22 protein-coding genes are annotated in these 18,950 nt (G+C 58.8%); 13 read left to right on the plus strand and 9 right to left on the minus strand.

Annotation, left to right across the window (positions count from 1 at the left end):
• Window positions 1-4: 4 nt before the first annotated feature.
• Both Q1A75_RS11305 and Q1A75_RS11310 read right to left on the minus strand, forming a co-directional pair.
• A complete protein-coding gene (locus Q1A75_RS11305; protein ID WP_299546364.1) occupies window positions 5-1,027 on the minus strand; it encodes an ABC transporter permease in 1,023 nt (340 codons plus the stop codon).
• The gene (locus Q1A75_RS11310; RefSeq protein ID WP_299546366.1) at window positions 1,014-2,540 is read right to left on the minus strand and encodes a sugar ABC transporter ATP-binding protein; all 1,527 of its coding nucleotides are present in this window, start codon (window positions 2,538-2,540) and stop codon (window positions 1,014-1,016) included. The genes Q1A75_RS11305 and Q1A75_RS11310 overlap by 14 nt, the downstream gene beginning before the upstream one ends.
• 127 nt (window positions 2,541-2,667) lie before the next feature.
• Here Q1A75_RS11310 and Q1A75_RS11315 point away from each other — a divergent pair, with 127 nt between their 5' ends.
• Window positions 2,668-3,699: a LacI family DNA-binding transcriptional regulator gene (locus tag Q1A75_RS11315; RefSeq protein WP_299546368.1), complete on the plus strand. Its 1,032-nt coding sequence runs from the start codon at window positions 2,668-2,670 to the stop codon at window positions 3,697-3,699.
• A gap of 72 nt (window positions 3,700-3,771) precedes the next feature.
• The gene (locus Q1A75_RS11320) at window positions 3,772-4,137 is read left to right on the plus strand and encodes a VOC family protein (protein ID WP_299546370.1); all 366 of its coding nucleotides are present in this window, start codon (window positions 3,772-3,774) and stop codon (window positions 4,135-4,137) included.
• A gap of 41 nt (window positions 4,138-4,178) precedes the next feature.
• Here Q1A75_RS11320 and Q1A75_RS11325 read toward each other — a convergent pair whose 3' ends face one another.
• The 5 genes from Q1A75_RS11325 to Q1A75_RS11345 are packed head-to-tail and all read right to left on the minus strand — an operon-like array spanning window position 4,179 to window position 7,664.
• Window positions 4,179-5,183, minus strand: a complete 1,005-nt coding sequence (locus Q1A75_RS11325) for a LacI family DNA-binding transcriptional regulator (RefSeq protein WP_299546372.1) — start codon at window positions 5,181-5,183, stop codon at window positions 4,179-4,181.
• Window positions 5,184-5,186: 3 nt separating this feature from the next.
• Window positions 5,187-5,519 carry an antibiotic biosynthesis monooxygenase gene (locus tag Q1A75_RS11330; RefSeq protein WP_299546374.1) on the minus strand — a complete coding sequence of 111 codons (333 nt, stop codon included), beginning with the start codon at window positions 5,517-5,519 and terminating at the stop codon, window positions 5,187-5,189.
• On the minus strand, window positions 5,516-6,403 hold the full coding sequence (locus tag Q1A75_RS11335) for an NAD(P)-dependent oxidoreductase (RefSeq protein ID WP_299546376.1): 888 nt from the start codon (window positions 6,401-6,403) through the stop codon (window positions 5,516-5,518). The genes Q1A75_RS11330 and Q1A75_RS11335 overlap by 4 nt, the downstream gene beginning before the upstream one ends.
• Window positions 6,400-6,900 carry a gluconokinase gene (locus Q1A75_RS11340; protein ID WP_299546378.1) on the minus strand — a complete coding sequence of 167 codons (501 nt, stop codon included), beginning with the start codon at window positions 6,898-6,900 and terminating at the stop codon, window positions 6,400-6,402. The genes Q1A75_RS11335 and Q1A75_RS11340 overlap by 4 nt, the downstream gene beginning before the upstream one ends.
• Window positions 6,900-7,664, minus strand: coding sequence for an SDR family oxidoreductase (locus Q1A75_RS11345; protein ID WP_299546380.1), 765 nt, complete (start codon window positions 7,662-7,664; stop codon window positions 6,900-6,902). Before Q1A75_RS11345 ends, Q1A75_RS11340 begins: the two co-directional genes overlap by 1 nt.
• Window positions 7,665-7,757: 93 nt before the next feature.
• Between Q1A75_RS11345 and Q1A75_RS11350 the strand changes: the two genes are divergently transcribed.
• The 7 genes from Q1A75_RS11350 to Q1A75_RS11380 all read left to right on the plus strand — a co-directional run bounded on the left by Q1A75_RS11350 (window position 7,758) and on the right by Q1A75_RS11380 (window position 13,761).
• Entirely contained in the window at window positions 7,758-8,705 is a 948-nt protein-coding gene (locus Q1A75_RS11350; RefSeq protein WP_299546382.1) for a 2-hydroxyacid dehydrogenase, read from the plus strand.
• Window positions 8,706-8,716: 11 nt separating this feature from the next.
• Window positions 8,717-9,745, plus strand: a complete 1,029-nt coding sequence (locus Q1A75_RS11355; RefSeq protein WP_299546384.1) for an L-idonate 5-dehydrogenase — start codon at window positions 8,717-8,719, stop codon at window positions 9,743-9,745.
• A gap of 321 nt (window positions 9,746-10,066) precedes the next feature.
• Window positions 10,067-11,086 carry an extracellular solute-binding protein gene (locus Q1A75_RS11360; RefSeq protein WP_299546386.1) on the plus strand — a complete coding sequence of 340 codons (1,020 nt, stop codon included), beginning with the start codon at window positions 10,067-10,069 and terminating at the stop codon, window positions 11,084-11,086.
• A 322-nt stretch (window positions 11,087-11,408) separates the two neighbouring features.
• Window positions 11,409-11,582 carry a hemin uptake protein HemP gene (locus tag Q1A75_RS11365; RefSeq protein ID WP_299546388.1) on the plus strand — a complete coding sequence of 58 codons (174 nt, stop codon included), beginning with the start codon at window positions 11,409-11,411 and terminating at the stop codon, window positions 11,580-11,582.
• The gene (locus Q1A75_RS11370) at window positions 11,579-12,049 is read left to right on the plus strand and encodes a hypothetical protein (protein ID WP_299546389.1); all 471 of its coding nucleotides are present in this window, start codon (window positions 11,579-11,581) and stop codon (window positions 12,047-12,049) included. Before Q1A75_RS11365 ends, Q1A75_RS11370 begins: the two co-directional genes overlap by 4 nt.
• Before the next feature lie 31 nt (window positions 12,050-12,080).
• Window positions 12,081-13,340, plus strand: coding sequence for an imelysin family protein (locus Q1A75_RS11375; protein WP_299546390.1), 1,260 nt, complete (start codon window positions 12,081-12,083; stop codon window positions 13,338-13,340).
• A 163-nt stretch (window positions 13,341-13,503) separates the two neighbouring features.
• The gene (locus tag Q1A75_RS11380; RefSeq protein ID WP_299550634.1) at window positions 13,504-13,761 is read left to right on the plus strand and encodes a DUF1289 domain-containing protein; all 258 of its coding nucleotides are present in this window, start codon (window positions 13,504-13,506) and stop codon (window positions 13,759-13,761) included.
• Window positions 13,762-13,877: 116 nt separating this feature from the next.
• On the opposite strand, the gene Q1A75_RS11385 is transcribed toward Q1A75_RS11380, so the two are convergent.
• Both Q1A75_RS11385 and Q1A75_RS11390 read right to left on the minus strand, forming a co-directional pair.
• Window positions 13,878-14,348 carry a DNA starvation/stationary phase protection protein gene (locus tag Q1A75_RS11385; RefSeq protein WP_299550632.1) on the minus strand — a complete coding sequence of 157 codons (471 nt, stop codon included), beginning with the start codon at window positions 14,346-14,348 and terminating at the stop codon, window positions 13,878-13,880.
• Window positions 14,349-14,454: 106 nt separating this feature from the next.
• On the minus strand, window positions 14,455-14,877 hold the full coding sequence (locus Q1A75_RS11390; protein ID WP_299550631.1) for a hypothetical protein: 423 nt from the start codon (window positions 14,875-14,877) through the stop codon (window positions 14,455-14,457).
• Window positions 14,878-14,950: 73 nt separating this feature from the next.
• Here Q1A75_RS11390 and Q1A75_RS11395 point away from each other — a divergent pair, with 73 nt between their 5' ends.
• Genes Q1A75_RS11395 through Q1A75_RS11410 form a run of 4 tightly spaced genes read left to right on the plus strand, consistent with a single transcriptional unit; the run spans window position 14,951 to window position 18,846 of the window.
• Window positions 14,951-16,474, plus strand: coding sequence for a di-heme oxidoredictase family protein (locus Q1A75_RS11395; RefSeq protein WP_299550630.1), 1,524 nt, complete (start codon window positions 14,951-14,953; stop codon window positions 16,472-16,474).
• Between the two features lies 1 nt (window position 16,475).
• The gene (locus tag Q1A75_RS11400) at window positions 16,476-17,444 is read left to right on the plus strand and encodes an imelysin family protein (RefSeq protein ID WP_299550628.1); all 969 of its coding nucleotides are present in this window, start codon (window positions 16,476-16,478) and stop codon (window positions 17,442-17,444) included.
• Entirely contained in the window at window positions 17,444-18,511 is a 1,068-nt protein-coding gene (locus tag Q1A75_RS11405) for a DUF1513 domain-containing protein (RefSeq protein WP_299550626.1), read from the plus strand. The genes Q1A75_RS11400 and Q1A75_RS11405 overlap by 1 nt, the downstream gene beginning before the upstream one ends.
• Window positions 18,512-18,522: 11 nt before the next feature.
• Window positions 18,523-18,846 carry an antibiotic biosynthesis monooxygenase gene (locus tag Q1A75_RS11410; protein ID WP_299550624.1) on the plus strand — a complete coding sequence of 108 codons (324 nt, stop codon included), beginning with the start codon at window positions 18,523-18,525 and terminating at the stop codon, window positions 18,844-18,846.
• Window positions 18,847-18,950: the final 104 nt, after the last annotated feature.

Raw genomic sequence — 18,950 nt, forward strand, 5'->3', positions numbered from 1 at the left:
ATGCTCAGCGCTTGTCTGCACCTTTTTTGCGCTGCGCGTAGCCTGCGATGCCGATGGCAACCAGCAGGGTAACTCCGTTAAAGAGCGGCTCGACCCAGAAGGAGCCGCCGAATTGTTGAATGCCTGAAATGCCCACGGCCAGAATGACGACACCCACGACAGTGCCCCAGACATTGACCCGGCCGGGTTTGATGGTGGTGGACCCAAGGAAAGCGCCAACCAGGGCGGGCAGCAAGAACTCAAGTCCAACAGATGCCTGACCAATCCTCAGTTTTGCAGCCAGCAGAACACCGGCCAGCGCGGTCATGGTGCCTGAGGCAACGAAAGCGCCAATCACATATTTCCGCGTTGGAATGCCGTTAAGTTGCGCGGCGCGTTGGTTTGCGCCGATGGCATAAAGATACCTTCCCACCGGCGTGTATTCGAGGACGATCCACATCACGACCGTGATGACGATCAGGTAGTAGGCGGTGATGGGCAAACCAAAGACAAAGGTGGTGTTCAGTGAGTAGAACCCGTCCGGTAAAAGCCCGACCATCTGTCGTCCACCTGTGTGCCACAGGGCCAGGGCGTAAAGGACGGTACCGGTCCCCAATGTGGCGATGAAACTGTCGATTTTGGCAACTTCGACGAGCAGACCATTCAGGAACCCTGTCACCGCTCCAAGCAGCAGTACCACAGCGACTGCGATTGGCCATGGAAGGCCCAACATCGTCTGCAAGCTGATGGCCAGGATGTGCCACAACACGATGCCATAGCCCACGGTCAAGTCGATGCGCCCGGCTGCCATTGGGATCATCGCACCCAAAGATAACAATGCGATGATGGCCTTGTCCGAGATAATGGACCGCAGATTCAGCATCGTGGGGAACGTGTTGGGCAACAGGACCGAGAACAGGCCGATCAAAAAGATCGTCAGGATCACGAGGCCATAGATCGGCAAAAAGCGCATCACGCGTTTGCCCATGCTCAGCCCCTTGAGTTCGGCCTTGGTCGGCTCGAGTGCGCTGGATTCAAGCGATTGCACTGGCCCCGCCCCCTTCTGTCTTTATGTTGCCAGCCGATGCCGACTGGATCAGGTTTTCCGTTGTCAGTCGCGTACCGCTCAATTCGTCCACGATGCTGCCTTGGCTGAAGACGATGGCGCGGTGGCAGATCGTGGCGATCTCTTCGAAATCGGTGGACATGATCAGGATGGCGACCCCGTTGCTCAACGCACGGTTCAGCAGGGCATAGATCTCGGACTTCGCGCCCACGTCCACACCGGCGGTTGGGTCTTCGCAGATCAACAACTTGCGCTTGGTCGCCAACCAGCGGCCAATGACGACCTTCTGCTGGTTGCCGCCCGAAAGCGCTTCGATGGCAAGGGTCGGGTCGTTGGGTGACAGCCCTAGTTCTGCGCCGATAGTGGCGGCCTGTTCCGCCTCGACGCGTGGCGACAACATGTTCAGCAGCCTTCGGCCAATACCATCGGGGTTCAGAAAGGTGTTTTCCCGGATGGACAGACTCATCGCGACTGACTCTTCCGTCCGGTCCTTTGCCACCAGTCCCACGCCGGAATGCAACGCCCTTTGCGGGTTGGACAGGTCTGGCGCTTCTCCGTCCAACGTCACCTCGCCGTCGAACGGCACCAGCCCAAACAACGCACGCGAGATGGCTTCGTGCCCCGCTCCGCGTAGGCCGACCAAACCCAGCACTTCGTTCTTTTGCAGATCGAAACCCAGCCGCTGCATGCCAGCCACTTCGAAGTTGCGCAGCGACAATACAGCTTCACCAATCTCATCCGTAGCCTTCACTGTTTCGCGGGTTTTGCGTCCCACGATCTTCTGAACCAGCTCTTCTGGTGTCGTGTGGTCAATGCTGCGCACGCCCACCATGGCGCCGTCGCGCAGGACAGCGACGCGGTCAGCAATCTGGAAAATCTCGTCCAGCCGGTGGGACACATAGATCATACCGACACCCTTTTCCCTCAGGGGCCGGATTGCGGTGAACAAGCGTTCGACCTCATCTGCGGGAAGCGATGCGGTGGGTTCATCCAGAACCAGAAATTCACTGTCCACGGCCAACGCACGGGCGATGGCCACAAGCGATTTTTCGGTCCGTGTCAAGTCTTCGACCCGCGTTGTGGGGTCAAATTCTGCATCCACCTTGCGCAGCGCCTCGACCGCGAAATGCTCGACATCATTCCAACGGATCAAACCGTTCTTGCGCGAGAACCCTAGGGCAAGGCTGATGTTCTCGGCTACCGTCATCCACTCGATCAACCCAAGGTCCTGGTGAATGAATGCTACCTTCTGCCGTTCTCCAAACCCTGCCGGTTTGTGCTGGTACGGTTCACCGTCAATTAATACGCGCCCGGCGTCCGCCGTATGGATGCCGCCTAGCACCTTGATCAGTGTGGACTTGCCCGCGCCATTCTCACCAAGCAGTGCTACAATCTCGCCTCGACCCACGGTGAGCGACACATCCTTGAGCGCATAGGTGCCGCCAAAATGCTTGTCGATGCTGTCAAAGAACAAACCTGTCTGCAGGTCTGGCATGGCGTCTCCTCCGGGAATACGAGCCCCAACCTCCCCGTTGAGTTACCCGTAACATTTCGTTAGCATCAGGTCAGAGTGTGCGCTCTGTCAAGACTTAAGTTACCCGTAACGTAAAGTGGCGTGAAGTGTGGAAAAAATAAGCAAAAACAATAAAGTAAGCCTGTCTGAGGTGGCTCGCGCGGCGGGCGTGTCTAAAATGACTGCCAGCAGGGTTTTGCGAGGTGAAGGAGGGTATTCTGAAAAAACACGCGTCAAGGTGATGGAGCAGGTGGACATCCTCGGCTATCTGCCGAATCGCCTAGCGACTGTTTTTGCAGGCGACCAAAGTTCGACCTTCATCGGCGTATCGATCCCCGATCTGGGGAACGAGGTGTTTGCACAGGTGCTTGAAGGCATCGACCGCAAGTTGGGAACGTTCGGATATCAATCCGTTTTAGGCCTCACGCAGCATACCCAACAAGAGGAAGAAAACTGGATCAGAACGGTGTTATCTTGGCAGCCGGCCGGCTTGATCCTGACAGGTCGCTACCACTCACCGCGGGCCACTGGCATGTTGCGCAACGCAGGCATTCCGGTGGTCGAGATATGGGATCTAAACTCCTCTCCGCTCGACATGAGCGTAGGTATCAACCATTTCGACAGCGGCTTTGACATGGGGCGCTACCTGACCTCTCTGAACTATGAGAATATCGGCTATGTAGGCACCTCACATGACACGGCGAACGCTGCGACTGAGAGGCTCAACGGTTTCTGCAAGGCGGTCGAGGGGGCCGGTGGCGCAGTTGTCAAGCAGCTGTGTCTTCATGATACGGCTACGTATTATCCCGGCTTTTATGGCACCGAACAGCTGTTGGCTTCGGCACGGAATATCGAATGCATCTTCTACCAAAATGATGCGATGGCGTTCGGTGGATTGCAGTATTGCGCGGCTAAGGGGTTAAAGGTGCCGGACGACATCGGCATCGCCGGTTGGGGTGATTTGCCCATCGCCTCGGTGATGAATCGACGGCTGACGTCTTGCCACGTGTCACATCTGAAACTGGGGCAGAAGGCGGCCGAGATGATGATGGGGCGATTGACGGATGAACCGGTACCGACCTGCACAGATATCGGGTTTCGTCTGATCCCGGGGTCAACGGTTCGGAACAGCTCGGTCTAAGTTTTTCAGGAAGCAAATTGGCAATCGATTGTATGCTATGGTATACAGATTTCACGCTGGTAAGAGTGCAAGATGATTGAGGAACTGCACCACGTTCAAATTGCCATGCCAAAAAGTGGGTATGAAGATGCGCGCAATTTTTATCTGAATGTCTTGGCATTTTCGGAAGTAGAGAAACCAGACGAACTGCTTGGGCGCGGCGGAATTTGGTTGGAGAGCCAAGGTGTTCGGCTGCATCTTGGAGTGGAGGATCCATTCTTGCCAGCAAAGAAGGCTCATCCGGGCTTTAGGGTAAACTCACTCGAGCAAACAATTGAACGACTTGACCGTGCAGGTGTTGCTTTTCAGACTGACGTGCAACTTCCGAACATCAAGCGTGTTTACATTGAAGATCCATTCGGGAACCGCATCGAGCTGCTTGAGGTAACTGCCGCATAGTCGTGAATGTAAAAGTCTAATTCGTATTGGAATTCAGCGTTTTAGCTTGTCTCGCCCATCACCAATGCCGAACCCACATCGGTCCGCACCGGTGAATCGATGTCACCATCGAAAATTCCTTGTAAGAGTGCCACAACTTGCCGCCCAATATCCTCAGCTTGCACATTGACGGTCGTGATCCGCGGGTTCGATACCCTCGCCACTTCGAAGTGACCAAAGCCCGTGATTGCCAGATCATCCGGCACGCGCAGGCCCATCCGTTGTGCCGCGCTCAGACAGCCGAAGGCTACCGGGTCAGATACGCAGACAAGCGCATCGTATTGCGCCACTTCGCGACCCATTGCTTCGATCACGGCATTGCCGTGGCGCATGGAAACAGGCGCGGGCCCGGCGTCAATCGTCACGACCTCTGGCAGACCGTGCGCGCGGGCGGCTTGCACCACGCCCGCCCGCCTCACGGCCCCGCGCATGTCTGCCCCCTCGGAAGCGCCGACAAATGCCAGTTTGCGCCGCCCCGTACTGGCCAGATGCCCAACGATGTGGGCCATTGCGTCACTGTTGGAAAAACCGACCACATGGCCCAGCGGGTCCGCTGGCAGGTCCCACATCTCGATCACCGGCAGCCCCCTGCCTTGCACCAGCTTGCGCATTTCATCCGTATGATGCCCGCCCGTCAGGACCAGCGCTTCGGGGTTGCGGGTCAGCAGCTGGCGCACCAACTCTTCTTCCCGCTCGACACGGTAGTTGGTGCTACCCAACAGCAGTTGCAGACCGGCCTCGCCCAATCCATTTGTGAGTGCGCGGAAGGTTTCAGCAAAGTTGGCGTTGTTCACTGACGGCAAGGTGACCGCCACGAACCCGCTCTTTTGAGTGCGAAACGCCTGCGCCGTGCTATCATAAACATAGCCCAGCTCATCTGCCACCTGCCGCACACGGGTGCGAGTCTTGGCGTTCACCGTGCGATCATCCCGCAGAGCGCGGCTAACGGTCATGGGCGACATGCCCACCGCCAAAGCTACGTCCCGCATGGTAACGCGCGCGCTCATTGCTTAGACCCGAAACTCGTTCAACTGGGTGACGTGGTGATGAATGCGGCCATCAAAGTGTGCCTCCACAATCTCGCCCGTGACATCCCGCGATTGCGCACGATAGGGGCTGTCCAGTGCCGCATCCATTGCGGTCGCATCGGGATAGGTGATGGCAAGGATTAGCGGAAACTCAGGGGCGCCCTCGTCCCGGTCATCCCCGAACATCACCCGCACATCCGTGTTGCCGGGAAACTGCTTCCACAAGGGCACCAGCCGCTCCAGTACAGCAGCGCGAAAGGCATCCGTCTGACCCGGCTTCACCGACCCTTCGAACAATGCAAATCGTGTGATCATACGTCTATCTCCTCTTTCGCGCCGGTAAAGAATTCCATAACTGCGGCCTGATCTTCGCCGCCCAAGCCAGCCGCGGTCAGCATCTTGTGGATCTCTCCGCACAGGGCGGTCATGGGCATGGATGTGCCCGTCTGGCGGGCCAGGTCGTTCACCGCGTTCAAATCCTTGACCATGTTGTCAATCCGGCCCGTACGGCGGTAATCCTTGGTGGCAAAGCGGGGCAAGTACTCCTGTAACAGAGCCGAATCCGCCCGGCCACCTTTCAACGCCTGCGGGATCTTTTCGGCATCAACACCGGCGTCCAGCGCCAGCTGCGTCGCTTCGGCTACCGCAAGAAAGCCAAGCCCGCACAGCACCTGGTTGATCAACTTGGTGGTCTGCCCAGCACCTGACGGGCCCATATGGGTATAGTTCGATGCCACGTATTTCAGCGCCACATGGGCACGTTCCACGTCCTTGACCTCGCCTCCGGCCATCAGCGTCAGCTCACCGATCAACGCCTTGGGCGCACCGCCGGACAAGGGGCTGTCGACCCAAGCCAGATCGCGTTCAGCGGCCATCTTGGCAAACTTGCGCGTGGCGTCCGGTTCGATCGAGGACATGTCGATGATGACAGTCCCGGGTTTGGCCCCATCCGCGATCCCGTCCTTGCCAAACGCGGCCAGCCCGACAATGCGCGAGGCATTCAGGCTGGTGATCACGAAATCGACGTCGCGCGCCGCCTCTGCCGCTGATGCGGCCGCAACGGCACCTTTGGCCACCAAGTCGTCAACCCGCGCGGTATCGAGGTCAAAGACATGCAGGGTGTTCCCCGTCTCCAACAGCCGTGTTCCAATGGCGCCACCCATGGCACCCGCGCCGACAAGGGCAATCTTTTCACTCATATCATTGTTCCCCTCACGTAATCTTCGGATTGCTTGATCACTTGGTCAAAGGGTCGTGCAATGTCGATCTCGCCGCCCCACTCGTCATTTTCCAAACGCTCAAGCGTCGCAAACTGACTGTCGAGCAGGGACGCAGGCATGAAATGCCCGGGCCGATGGGCAACGCGCTGTGCCAGCACATCCTGCGGCGCATCCAGATGCAGGAAATGCACGGGCTCGGCCACGTGTTCCCGGATCCAATCGCGGTATTTCTTTTTCAAGGCCGAACAGCCGATTGCGATGGCGCCGTCATGCTGGGCCAGCATGCGACCTACATCAGCCAGCCATGGCGCGCGGTCTGCATCATTCAAAGGCATGCCTTGCGCCATCTTGTTGATATTGTCCCGTGGATGCAGATCATCACCATCGACGAAATCCATGTCGCACAGCACCTGCAAGGCCGTCCCCACGGATGACTTGCCGCAGCCTGACACGCCCATGAGAACATAGCACCGCATCAGAGTGACGCCGTGATGCCGCCGTCCACGAACAGCGTGTGGCCGTTGACAAAACTTGATGCAGGCGAAGACAAGAAGACAGCGGCGCCTACAAGCTCCTCTACCTGCCCCCAGCGACCCGCAGGGGTGCGCTTTTCCAACCATGCAGAAAATTCGGGGTCTGCAACCAGGGCGGCATTCAAAGGCGTGTCAAAGTATCCAGGTGCAATCGCGTTGCATTGCAGCCCATGCTTTGCCCAATCGGTGGCCATCCCTTTGGTCAAGTTCGCCACCGCGCCCTTGGTTGCGGTGTAAGGTGCGATGCCCGGGCGGGCCAGTGCTGTCTGGACCGATGCAATGTTGATGATCTTGCCCGTGCTACGCCCGATCATGTGGCGCGCAACGGCTTGGCCCACGTGGAAAACGCTGGCGATGTTGGTCTGCAGCAGCCGTTCGAATGCATCGGCAGGAAAGTTCTCCAACTCTGTACGGTGCTGCATACCCGCATTGTTGATCAGGATGTCGATAGGGCCCGTGTTCCTCTCGAACCCGTCAATGGCGGTGCGCACAGCGTCATGATCGGTCGCGTCGAAGGCCAATGTGTGGACCGTTGCCCCTTGCCCCTTCAGCCTGTCAGCAGCGGCTTCTAGTTTACCCGTATCCCGCCCATTCAGCACGATCTCGGCCCCCGCTTCCGCCAGCCCTTTGGCCAGCGCAAAGCCTATGCCTTGCGACGATCCGGTGATCAGGGCACGGCGGCCCGCAAGCGAGAAAAGGTCAGACATGCGACACTCCGAATGTGAGGGGCGGGATTGACGGCCGCCAATTGTTATCGATAACATGATACCGATAACATCGCGTGTCAACGAGGAATCGCAATGCCAAAACCCATCGTCCTCCAAGTCGGCCCTTACCCGGACTGGGACCAAGACCCGCTCGACGCAGCCTTTGACGTCAAACGTCTGTTCGAGGCATCAGACGCCCCTGCGTTCCTTGCCACACATGGCCCACATGTACGGGCCATCGCCACGCGGGGCGAGCTGGGCGCCGATGCCGACATGATTTCCGCTTGCCCCGCGCTCGAACTGATCTCAGTCTACGGGGTGGGCTATGACGCCGTTGATCTAAGCGCCTGCAAACCACGCAACATCCGCGTAACCAACACCCCGGACGTGCTGACCGAGGATGTGGCGGACCTCGGCGTCGCCATGATGCTGTGCCAATCCCGGGGTGTGGTCGGGGCAGAGACATGGGTGCGCGATGGCTCTTGGGCCAACAAGGGGCTCTACCCGCTAAAACGCCGCGTCTTCGGGCGCAAGGCGGGCATCTTGGGACTTGGCCGCATCGGGTTCGAGGTGGGCAAGCGACTGGCGGGCTTTGGCATGGACATCGCCTATTCCGATATCGCGGCCAAGGACTACGCGCCAGACTGGACCTTCATCAATGATCCGTTGACGCTAGCACAGCACGCCGACTTCCTCTTTGTCACCCTCGCCGCCTCAGCCAAAACACGTCATATCGTGAACAAAGACATCATCGAAGCGGTCGGCCCCGACGGCATGATAATCAACATCTCCCGCGCTTCCAACATCGACGAGGATGCGCTGATCGAAGCTCTACACTCCGGTGCGCTTGGTTCCGCAGCGCTCGACGTTTTTGAAAAGGAACCGGCGCTCGACCCCCGCTTTCTGGACCTCGACAATGTGCTGGTGCAGCCACACCACGCCTCAGGTACAATCGAGACACGCAAGGCCATGGGCCAGCTTCTGCGCGACAACCTGACTGCCCATTTCGCAGGCGACGCCCTGCTGACCCCCGTTCTGTGAAAGGTCACACAATGAAAGTCATCGTTGCCCACGCGGCCAAGGACCTGCGGGTCGAAACCCGCGACATGCCAACACCCGGCCCGGGCCAGGTGCTGGTCAAGATGGCCGCGGGCGGCATCTGCGGCTCGGACCTGCACTACTACAACCACGGCGGCTTCGGTCCGATCCAGCTGCGGGAACCGATGATCCTCGGGCACGAAGTCGCGGGACATATCGAGGCTGTAGGCGACAACGTCACAGACCTGGATACAGGCACGCTTGTCGCCGTGTCCCCTTCCCGCCCCTGCGGCGCCTGCAAATACTGCGCTGAGGGTAGCCAGAATCATTGCCTCAACATGCGGTTCTACGGCTCTGCCATGCCTTTCCCGCACATACAGGGAGCGTTTCGCGAATACATTGTGGCGGATGCCACCCAATGCGCATCCGCAGGGGCCCTGAGCGCAGGCGAGGCGGCCATGGCCGAACCGTTGTCAGTCGTGCTGCATGCAGCGAAACAGGCTGGTGATCTGATTGGCAAGCGGGTGCTTGTCACCGGGTGTGGCCCCATCGGCCTGCTGGCGGTTCTGGTCGCGCGTGCGGCGGGGGCGGTGGACATTGCCGCCACTGACATTTCCGATTTCACGCTGTCCAAGGCCCGCGACGTGGGCGCCGATCACACCGTGAACGTGGCGCAAAATCCCAAAGGGCTAAGTGGCTTTGAGGCGGACAAGGGACATTTCGACGTACTATTTGAATGCTCCGGCGTGGCCTCAGCGCTTGCTGCAGCAGTGCCCGCCCTGCGGCCCGGTGCTACCGTAGTGCAGTTGGGTCTGGGCGGCGACATGACCCTGCCGATGCAGGCGATGACAGCCAAGGAGCTGCAGCTTAAGGGCTCTTTCCGCTTCCATGCCGAATTCTTCACGGCAGTCGATCTGATGCGCACGGGCCGTCTGGATGTGAAACCGCTCATCACCCATGCTCTGGATGTGGAGGCTGCAGTCGAGGCCTTTGAACTGGCAGGCGACCGGTCGCAAGCGATCAAGGTAAACATCACCTTCTGATCCAGCCCGGCAGCAAGATCGCCGTCATGTGCTCGATCGTATCGTGCGAAAATGCGCACGCAGCAAGTCAGGCTCACATCCGTTCCTGAACTTCACAACGTGCTTCAACACATATTCATGAGTGCTTAAGCCCCCGATTTCGGGCGAAATTCTTGGGAGCACGAAGCGGTTCGCGGCTTGACCGCCAAAAGACGATAGAAAAACTCGGAATTGGGAAAACGATTCCCGACAATTTCACTCGGAAAGGGTTGCTTTCTGCGAAGGCTACTGTAATTGACTGTTTCAGTAAGATTAAGATCTGTGGAAACAGGGAGTATTTCCATGACTGCCAAAACTTATTTTCTAACCTTCGTCGCGGCGGTCGCCACGACCACCATCGCCGCCGCCGAAGGCGAGCTGAACCTGTATTCGTCACGCCACTACGACACCGATGAACGCTTGTATTCGGATTTCACTGAAGCGACCGGCATCACCATCAACCGCATCGAAGGCAAGGCCGACGAGCTGATCGAGCGGATGAAGGCGGAAGGTGCCAACTCCCCCGCCGACATCCTGCTGACCGTTGACACCTCGCGCCTTGAACGCGCCAAGGACGCAGGCGTACTGCAGTCCATCGAAAGCGATACGCTCGAAGCGCGCATTCCCGCCAACCTGCAAGATGGAGACAACCAGTGGTTTGGCTTCAGCCAGCGCGCGCGGATCATCTTCTACGATAAAACCGATGTTGCGAACCCGCCCGTGATCTACATGGATCTTGCCGATCCAGCCTATAAAGGTCAGGTGTGCCACCGCTCGTCCACAAACGTCTATTCGCAGACCCTGCTGTCGGCTGTGATCCAAAACCACGGCGAAGAAGCCGCCAAAGGCTGGGCACAGGGCGTGGTCGACAACTTTGCGCGCTCGCCTCAAGGCGGCGATACTGACCAGTTGCGTGGTCTGGTGTCAGGTGAGTGCGATATCTCGATCTCGAACACCTATTACTTTGCCCGCGCGATCCGCAAAGATGTAGATGGGCTGCCCGCTGATGCGCGTGACAACATCGGCTGGGTCTTCCCTGCGCAGAACGCTGAAGGGGCACATATGAACCTGTCCGGTGGCGGTGTTGCGGCAAATGCGCCGAACAAGGAAAACGCCATCGTGTTCATGGAGTACCTGGCCAGCGATCAGGCACAGCAATACTTCTCGGCTGGCAATGACGAATATCCGGCCGTGCCCGGCGTGGGGCTTAGCCCGTCAGTTGCTGCGCTTGGCATGTTCCGCCCTGACAATGTTGATCTTAGCGCGGTGGCAAAGAACGTGCCGACGGCACAGAAGATCTTTAACGAGGTCGGTTGGGAGTAAGCCCGCTCATCTGCTTTAAAATGGGAAGGCGCGGCAAGAGACCGCGCCTTTTCTTTTCCTACTGGAATTGTCAGGATTGACGTATCCGACAAAAACAATCAACATATCTGCAATGAGTCTCAGCCACCCGTTTTGGGCAGCCCGGACACCGCTGACCGAACAGGAGGTGAGACATGGTGAGACGATGCGCAAGCGAACGCGACAGGGCCCGCAGGTGCTGTGAAAAGCCGTGCTGTCAGGAACTGTTGCAGGCCGCCCTTGGCGGGCTTTATGGCCAGGATCAGTGTCTTGAGGGCATGCTTGATCATCTGGAGCGGGCATCATGAATGCGATGACACAGGTTCCGGACACAACGGCAGCGCCAGACCCGCAACAGATCGATACCTATGACGCGCGCGATCTGATAAAGGACGGCATACAAGCCTCTATCGTGCTGGATGGTCAGGTCTACTATCTGCGCATCACCCGCGCCGGCAAGTTGATCCTTACAAAATGAGCGGTGCACATCACACTCGCGGGGGCGCTGCTGTCGCAGCCCTCAACCGCATGGACGATTGGGAAGCCAACCTTGTTCTGAACCTTCGCCTGTGGTGCGAGGGACCCACCGGCAAGTCGCAGGCGCGCAAAGACTACAGCAGCGTGTTCCCAGAACCCGAAGCTGACCGTGCGTGGCGAACCTTCGAGGATCTTCTGAACAAGATTGTCCTTACGGCTGCTCGACCGTTGGTCCGGCACGAGGTGGGGTGCAATTGCGTTGGCTCGGATGAATGCGTGTTCGTGCACCTTGTACGCACTGCATCTGACGGGCACCTGAACGATGCAGCGCTTATCGCAACGCTTCTGTCGGGCCCGGCCCATGCCGAACACATCGCCATTATGGCTGGCGAAGTCGGCTCGGCAATCCGGCGTATCCACAAACCAATACCACCCGCAGTCGCGCCCAACGTGGTGCGCCTGCACTAACTCGTCAAAAAGAATTTAAGGGACGCCACCGATGAAACTGACAATGACGACAGCACTTGGGACAGTGATCTTGGCAGCCGCCCCCGCACTCGCGGACAAAGCGGCCGTTTTGGACAATTATGCCGACATCGCACTCGCCAAATATGCCGACAGCGTGACCACGGCCCAAACGCTATTGGCAGCGGTAAACGATCTGACGGAAAGCCCATCGGCTGAAGCCCTGCAAGCGGCGAAGGAGGCGTGGATCGCCGCCCGTGTGCCCTATCAGCAAACCGAGGTTTATCGCTTTGGCAACGCCGTCGTCGACGACTGGGAAGGCAAGGTAAACGCCTGGCCGCTTGACGAAGGATTGATCGACTATGTCGACCCTTCCTATGGCGGGGCAACGGATGAAAACGAATATGCCGTTCTGAACGTCGTTGCGAACACAACCTTCACCCTGTCGGGTAAGACCATCGACGCGTCCGCAATCACGCCCGAATTGCTAGAAGGCGCGTTGCACGAAGCCGACGGCGTGGAATCAAACGTCGCTACCGGGTATCACGCCATTGAATTTCTGCTTTGGGGCCAAGATCTCAACGGTCACAACGCAGGTGCGGGCAACCGCCCCTGGACCGATTACGTCGTGGGTGATGGATGCACGGGCGGCAACTGTGACCGCCGCGCCGACTATCTGACAGCAGCAACGGAGCTGCTGGTATCTGATCTGGAATGGATGGTCACGCAATGGCAGGACAGCGGGGACGCCCGCACCCAACTGACTGTAGACGAAAACGCAGGGATCAGCGCGATCCTGACCGGCATGGGTTCGCTCAGCTACGGTGAACAAGCCGGTGAGCGGATGCGCCTTGGCGTGTTGTTGAACGATCCGGAGGAAGAGCATGATTGCTTCTCGGACAACACGCACAACAGTCACTTCTTCGACGCACTTGGCATTCGCAACGTCTATCTAGGCAGCTACACATCCATCGACGGCACCATTGTGTCGGGCGAAAGCCTGTCGTCTCTGGTGGCGGCCACTGACGCCGGTGTCGACACCGAACTGCGCGCCAAGCTGGATGCAACCATGCTGGAAATGTCCGAAATGAAAACGGCAGCTGAGGCAGGGTTCGCTTATGACATGATGTTGGAACGCGGCAACGACGCGGGCGAGGCACTGATCATGGGCGCCGTCGATGCGTTGGTGGACCAAACCCGTTCGATCGAACGGGCCGTCGCCGTACTTGGCGTGGATGCAATCGATTTCGAAGGATCCGACAGCCTCGATAACCCTGACGCTGTGTTCCAGTAATGACTCCCCTCTGCGCGGCATCGGCGTTCCCCCAAAACCCCGCCGCGCAGAGTGCCACCTTTGTGTGGCTAGCGCGCGCACCGGCACTTACCGCGGTTCTGGTGCGCGCGTTGTAATTCCTGACCAGAAGTCCCAGCTCAGCACCGCAACAGCGAGGTTTCCAATGGCCAAGACCCCAAGCCCCTGTATCGACGTCTGCAAATTCAAACGCGACGGGCATTGCATCGGCTGCTCAATGACCAAGGTGCAGAAGTCCATGTTCAAAGAGTTGAAAAAGGACAAGCACCGCGAAGCCTTTGTCGAGATGGTCGTGGCCCAGCAAACAATGATGGGACGGTATACGCACTGGGTGCCGAAGTACCTGCGCAAGTGCCTGAAGAAGAAAGCGAAACCCGCACAGGCAGTGCGTGATGCAGCCTGATGCCCGCGCGATGCCCCGCATCCTGTTATCTGTTTTGTACCGCTGACACTGCCAGCGACAGCTCACAAAAAAAGCCGCCCCAACAGGACGGCTTCAACGATTTTTGGTGGACCAGCTTAGGCCAGATGTGATCGAAGGAACCACGCGAATTTCTCGTGCTCCTGACCCCGTGCAATGCACAGATCTTCGGTTAGTGTATCACCGTTTTCGGCAGCCAGTTCACCACAGCCTGCCAGCGTGGCGGCGAGGGTTTCCTGTGCCTCTTGCATGATCTTGATCATTTCTTTGTCGGTCGCGTGACCAGCATACTCCTTGACCTTCGATCGCGCCAGCATGCCCGCAAGCGTGCCTTCGACATGGACGTCAAGGGCGCGAGTGCGTTCGGCCAGATCGTCCTGCGCTGCAAAATGATCCTCGTAAATCTTCTGGAACAGATCATGCAGCGGGCCAAAGGCCATTCCTTTAACGTTCCAGTGAAAGTTCTGCGCCATCATCGTCGTTACGGCGGTTTCCGCAACGGACTGGTTCAACGCTTCGGCAATCGCGGCGCGCGCGTCCGTTGACAATGCAACAGCTGTTTGGGTCATCCCTACAATCCTCTTGATTATGATGCTGGCTTGCACGGTGCTGGCTGGCTTACCCAATAGTAATTAGGCACCCAGATCAGATAGGCAAGACCTTTTTAGAATTATTCTAAGTCAGAGAGAAATACTCTGAAATCCGGCCCACCAGAAAGCGGACCAAGCGACGGTGTTCCGGTAGTACACGCGATTTCAATAGAAACGCGATACTTGCCTCGTCCTGGTGCGACATCTCCTGTGCCAGCTGCACCAACCATGTTTCGTCAAAACTCATCTCAAGCGTGCCGGGCGCATGCACACGCGCCGGTTTTCCAAGGGCTTGGTTCAAACATCGCATCAACGCCTCGGCATGGGCCTCTTGCGATGCCGTGCGGGTGACATGCAACAACGCACAGGCTTCGAACAGGTCGGCGCGCGGTTTGGACCGGCATGACATCGACATGAAACGCAGGTGGTTGAGAAAGGCAAACGCCTCTGCCGACACAGGCCAAACGGGCCGTGGCTCGGCCACCAATTCCAATCGCAAGGGCACCATGTCGCAGGTCTCTCCTAAGGCGCGAGGCAGGAATCACCTCGCCATCTCTAATTCCTGAGTATATTTATAAGCTATGAGCAGGATCACAAGCATATTCCCGACTGTACTTGTCGGACTTTTGTCATTTCCTGTCGATGCAGTTGCCGAACTCACGGACTTGCACCTGCCTGTGATCCCAAGGACTACAGCTGAGGCAGAGCGGATCACTGCTGCGACGCAACCCGCCACTGACTTCACAAAACCCGAACAATTCGAAAGCAATCCCGCCGGCGCCGCTACCGTGCGGATCAGCGATACACGCAACGCGTTTAGCCAGCCTTCTGGCAATATCAGCTTTGAAAAAGAGCTGGATTTCAAAGTTGGCAACGGGCTGTTCAAGAAGCTGTGGGTGTCATCGCCATCTTCGACGCTCGCCTCTGACGGGCTGGGGCCGCTGTTCAATGCACGGTCCTGCCAGCGCTGCCACCTAAAGGACGGGCGGGGTCATCCACCTGCTGACCCCGAAGACAACGCCACATCAATGCTCATGCGTCTTTCGATTCCAGGCGGTGCCTCGCCAGAAGAGATCGGGGACTACATCGCAACCCAGTCCGATCCGACATATGGTGCTCAGATACAGGATTTCTCGGTCGCAGGGATCCAGGCCGAGGCAAAGCTGCAAATCACATACACCGAGGAAGCCATCGCACTGTCGGGCGGCGAGGCCGCCTCACTCCGGCACCCGACCTATGAGCTGACCGACCTTGGCCACGGTTCGTTGCACCCCGATGTAATGCTCAGCCCTCGCGTGGCACCGCAAATGATTGGACTCGGTCTGCTTGATGCGATTCCTGCGGCAGATATCCTTGCCTTTGCCGACCCCGACGATGTGGATGGTGACGGCATCTCCGGTCGGGCACAGATCGTTATGTCGAACGAATATGGTGTTCCGATGTTGGGACGCTTCGGCTTAAAGGCGGGCAAACCGTCGGTCTGGGAACAATCCGCGGGAGCTTTTTCGGGCGACATTGGCATTTCGACCACCTTGCACCCGGCAGGCTTTGGCGACTGCACCGAAGCGCAGACCAAGTGCCGCGCCGCGCCCAACGGCAATACGGCCGAGCATGATGATGCCGAGATTGGGGATGTGGGACTGGAACTGGTGTCTTTCTATTCTTCGAACCTGGGTGTGCCTGCACGGCGCGACATTGATGACCCACAGGTGCTGCGCGGCAAACAGATGTTTTATGATACCGGCTGCATCTCATGCCACACGCCCAAACATGTCACGCACCGGCTCGACGGCCAGCCCGAACAAAGCTTTCAGCTGATATGGCCCTATACCGACCTGCTCCTGCACGACATGGGCCCCGGTCTGGCTGACAACCGGCCCGAGGCGCGCGCGAGCGGTCAGGAATGGCGCACACCACCCCTTTGGGGGATCGGACTGACTGAAACCGTGTCCGGGCATACTTTCTTTCTGCATGACGGGCGCGCTCGCAACCTGCTCGAAGCGGTGCTGTGGCACGGGGGCGAAGCCGAGACGCACAAACAGTCGGTCGTCGATATGCCCCCGCCCGACCGTGCCGCCCTGATCCATTTTCTTGAAAGCCTCTGATATGCGTTTTGCCCTGATCCTGCCCTTCCTCGCCCTGCCCGCCGTTGCTGATGTGCAGACAGTGCTTGAGGACCACATCCTGCCTGGTTACGCGCGCTTGGCTGAAGAAACGATAATACTGGCTGACGCCGCGCAGGCCAATTGCGGCCCCGATGCACTGCGCCCCGAGTTTCACGCAGCCTATGACGCGTGGATCAGCATCAGCCACATCCAGTTCGGACCACTCGAAGATCAGGCGCTCACCCTCACCATGGCCTTCTGGCCGGACCCAAAGGACAGAACGGGTAAGGCGCTCACCCGTCTGATCACAGCCAGTGATCCAATCGTGGATCAACCCGATATGTTCGGCGATGTGTCTGCCGCAGCGCAGGGGTTCACAGCATTGGAGTTGATGCTGTATGATGACCAAGCCGACGCTGCCTATGCGTGTCGATTGACACAGGCTATCGCCACCGGTCTTGCCCGGAAATCGGAAAGCCTGAGCGCCGCATGGCCTGTCTTCGCTGATCAGATGCGAACCGCAGGTGCGGACGACAACACCCGCTTTCAAAGCCAGATGGAGGTGCAGCGCGCCCTCTACACGGCTCTCTCCACGGGTCTCGAATTCCTCCACGATCAGCGGTTGGGACGCCCCCTTGGCACGTTCGACCGCCCCCGCCCCCGCCGGGCCGAAGCGCGGCGCTCGGAACGTTCTCTTCACCACATTCAATTGCAACTCGCCGCGCTGGAGGAACTGGCCGTGGCGATGACCGATGTGGACCTTACGGCCACAAGTGCCGCCTTTGACACGGCAAAAGCGCGGGCCGAAGCCCTGAACGACCCAGCCCTTGTCGGTGTCGCCGACCCCGCGCATCGCTTCAAGGTCGAGGTGCTGCAACAGGCCGTCCGGGCTGTGCAGGTCGCCGTGATTGACGAGATCGGCACGCCCCTTGGCATCACGGCCGGGTTCAACGCGCTGGACGGGGATTGATGCCCTCGCGTCGCGCCTTTCTTGCCGGGCTGACCTCGGCCTCGCTCACGCCCAAGCTCGGCTGGGCGGATGTCGGCAACCCGATTGCGCTTGGCGCTGCAATGGACCGGGAGGGCCGCTACCTGCTTGTGGGGCTTACCGCCACCGGCGACATCACCTTCCGTATTTCCCTGCCTGCCCGTGGCCACGCCGCCGCCGCCCATCCCCATGTGGCCGAGGCGGTTGCCATCGCTCGCCGCCCCGGTACGTTCGCCAAGGTGATCGACTGCGGTACGGGCGAGGTTGCCCAAACCCTGCACGCGCCTGCCGGGCGGCATTTCTACGGGCACGGTACGTTTTCCGGCGATGGCACCCTGCTGTTTACTCCGGAAAATGACTTTGCAACGGGACAAGGGCGCATCGGCGTCTGGGACCGCAGTGCGGGCTACAAGCGGCTTGATGACTTCACCTCTGTCGGCATTGGCCCGCATGAAATCCTGCGCTTGCCAGACGGTGCACTCGCCGTCGCAAATGGTGGTATCCGCACCCATCCGGCGACCGGGCGAGACAAGCTGAACCTTGATACCATGCGGTCCAATCTTGCGATATTCGACACGGACGGACGGCTGACGGACTTCGTCGAAGTGCCCGACGCTATCCACCAGAATTCCCTCCGCCATATTGCGGCAGCACCTGATGGTACGGTGGTCTGCGGCTTCCAGTGGCAGGGTGACCCGTACGACGCCCCCCCACTTGTCGCGTTTTATTCCGGGAGTGGCAGGCTTGTGCAGGCTCAGATGGAGGAGAGTACGCTACGCCACCTCGACGGTTACGTTGGCAGCGTCAGCACGTTCGGAAATCGATTTGCCGCGTCGTCACCGCGCGGGGGACTGACGCTGACCTTTGATGCAAAAGGTGCACAATCAGACACCTATGCCGCCACGGATGTCTGCGGTCTTTGCAACACGCCAAGTCACACCTGTATCGTTACCGACGGCCAGGGCCGCGTGCACACGCTCGACGCCACCGGCCTCGCGGAACAGGGCGCGCATCCGCTCGCCTTCGACAATCACCTGACAGCAATATGAAAGGACCGCCTATGTTTATCGCTATGAACCGCTTTACCGTGTCGAAGGGTAATGCAGAGGCATTCGAGGCGCTTTGGCTCGGGCGTGACAGCCACCTGAAAACGATGGATGGCTTTGTCGAATTCCAAATGCTCAAGGGACCCGAGGGCGAGGACGGCACCCGGCTCTACGCATCGCATACGGTCTGGTCATCGGAAGACACATTTCGCGCCTGGACCCGGTCCGATGCATTCCGCGCCGCGCACAAGGATGCGGGCGGCACGGCCAAGCTGCACGAGGGGGCGCCGACATTCGAAGGCTTCTCAGTGATACAGGAAATCGTTGCAGACACCTAGCGGGCTGTTCCGTCTGCAATTGTAGCGCATCCAATTGATGATCCGCCGATCCGTGCCTGCAAATCGGGCCGGTGTCGGTCGTCGACGCCGTTAGTACCCGCGAT

Source organism: uncultured Tateyamaria sp., from assembly GCF_947504105.1.
GTDB lineage: Bacteria > Pseudomonadota > Alphaproteobacteria > Rhodobacterales > Rhodobacteraceae > Tateyamaria.

Bases quoted from the DNA above. Each gene is read 5' to 3' on its own strand.
- Q1A75_RS11390 (WP_299550631.1), bottom strand. From the start codon at position 14,877: ATGGTGCCCTTGCGATTGGAATTGGTGGCCGAGCCACGGCCCGTTTGG.
- Q1A75_RS11350 (WP_299546382.1), top strand. From the start codon at position 7,758: ATGCCAAAACCCATCGTCCTCCAAGTCGGCCCTTACCCGGACTGGGAC.
- Q1A75_RS11410 (WP_299550624.1), top strand. From the start codon at position 18,523: ATGTTTATCGCTATGAACCGCTTTACCGTGTCGAAGGGTAATGCAGAG.
- Q1A75_RS11320 (WP_299546370.1), top strand. From the start codon at position 3,772: ATGATTGAGGAACTGCACCACGTTCAAATTGCCATGCCAAAAAGTGGG.
- Q1A75_RS11340 (WP_299546378.1), bottom strand. From the start codon at position 6,900: ATGCGGTGCTATGTTCTCATGGGCGTGTCAGGCTGCGGCAAGTCATCC.
- Q1A75_RS11365 (WP_299546388.1), top strand. From the start codon at position 11,409: ATGAATGCGATGACACAGGTTCCGGACACAACGGCAGCGCCAGACCCG.
- Q1A75_RS11360 (WP_299546386.1), top strand. From the start codon at position 10,067: ATGACTGCCAAAACTTATTTTCTAACCTTCGTCGCGGCGGTCGCCACG.
- Q1A75_RS11380 (WP_299550634.1), top strand. From the start codon at position 13,504: ATGGCCAAGACCCCAAGCCCCTGTATCGACGTCTGCAAATTCAAACGC.
- Q1A75_RS11385 (WP_299550632.1), bottom strand. From the start codon at position 14,348: ATGACCCAAACAGCTGTTGCATTGTCAACGGACGCGCGCGCCGCGATT.
- Q1A75_RS11400 (WP_299550628.1), top strand. From the start codon at position 16,476: ATGCGTTTTGCCCTGATCCTGCCCTTCCTCGCCCTGCCCGCCGTTGCT.
- Q1A75_RS11370 (WP_299546389.1), top strand. From the start codon at position 11,579: ATGAGCGGTGCACATCACACTCGCGGGGGCGCTGCTGTCGCAGCCCTC.
- Q1A75_RS11330 (WP_299546374.1), bottom strand. From the start codon at position 5,519: ATGATCACACGATTTGCATTGTTCGAAGGGTCGGTGAAGCCGGGTCAG.
- Q1A75_RS11345 (WP_299546380.1), bottom strand. From the start codon at position 7,664: ATGTCTGACCTTTTCTCGCTTGCGGGCCGCCGTGCCCTGATCACCGGA.
- Q1A75_RS11355 (WP_299546384.1), top strand. From the start codon at position 8,717: ATGAAAGTCATCGTTGCCCACGCGGCCAAGGACCTGCGGGTCGAAACC.
- Q1A75_RS11335 (WP_299546376.1), bottom strand. From the start codon at position 6,403: ATGAGTGAAAAGATTGCCCTTGTCGGCGCGGGTGCCATGGGTGGCGCC.
- Q1A75_RS11310 (WP_299546366.1), bottom strand. From the start codon at position 2,540: ATGCCAGACCTGCAGACAGGTTTGTTCTTTGACAGCATCGACAAGCAT.
- Q1A75_RS11395 (WP_299550630.1), top strand. From the start codon at position 14,951: ATGAGCAGGATCACAAGCATATTCCCGACTGTACTTGTCGGACTTTTG.
- Q1A75_RS11405 (WP_299550626.1), top strand. From the start codon at position 17,444: ATGCCCTCGCGTCGCGCCTTTCTTGCCGGGCTGACCTCGGCCTCGCTC.
- Q1A75_RS11325 (WP_299546372.1), bottom strand. From the start codon at position 5,183: ATGAGCGCGCGCGTTACCATGCGGGACGTAGCTTTGGCGGTGGGCATG.
- Q1A75_RS11375 (WP_299546390.1), top strand. From the start codon at position 12,081: ATGAAACTGACAATGACGACAGCACTTGGGACAGTGATCTTGGCAGCC.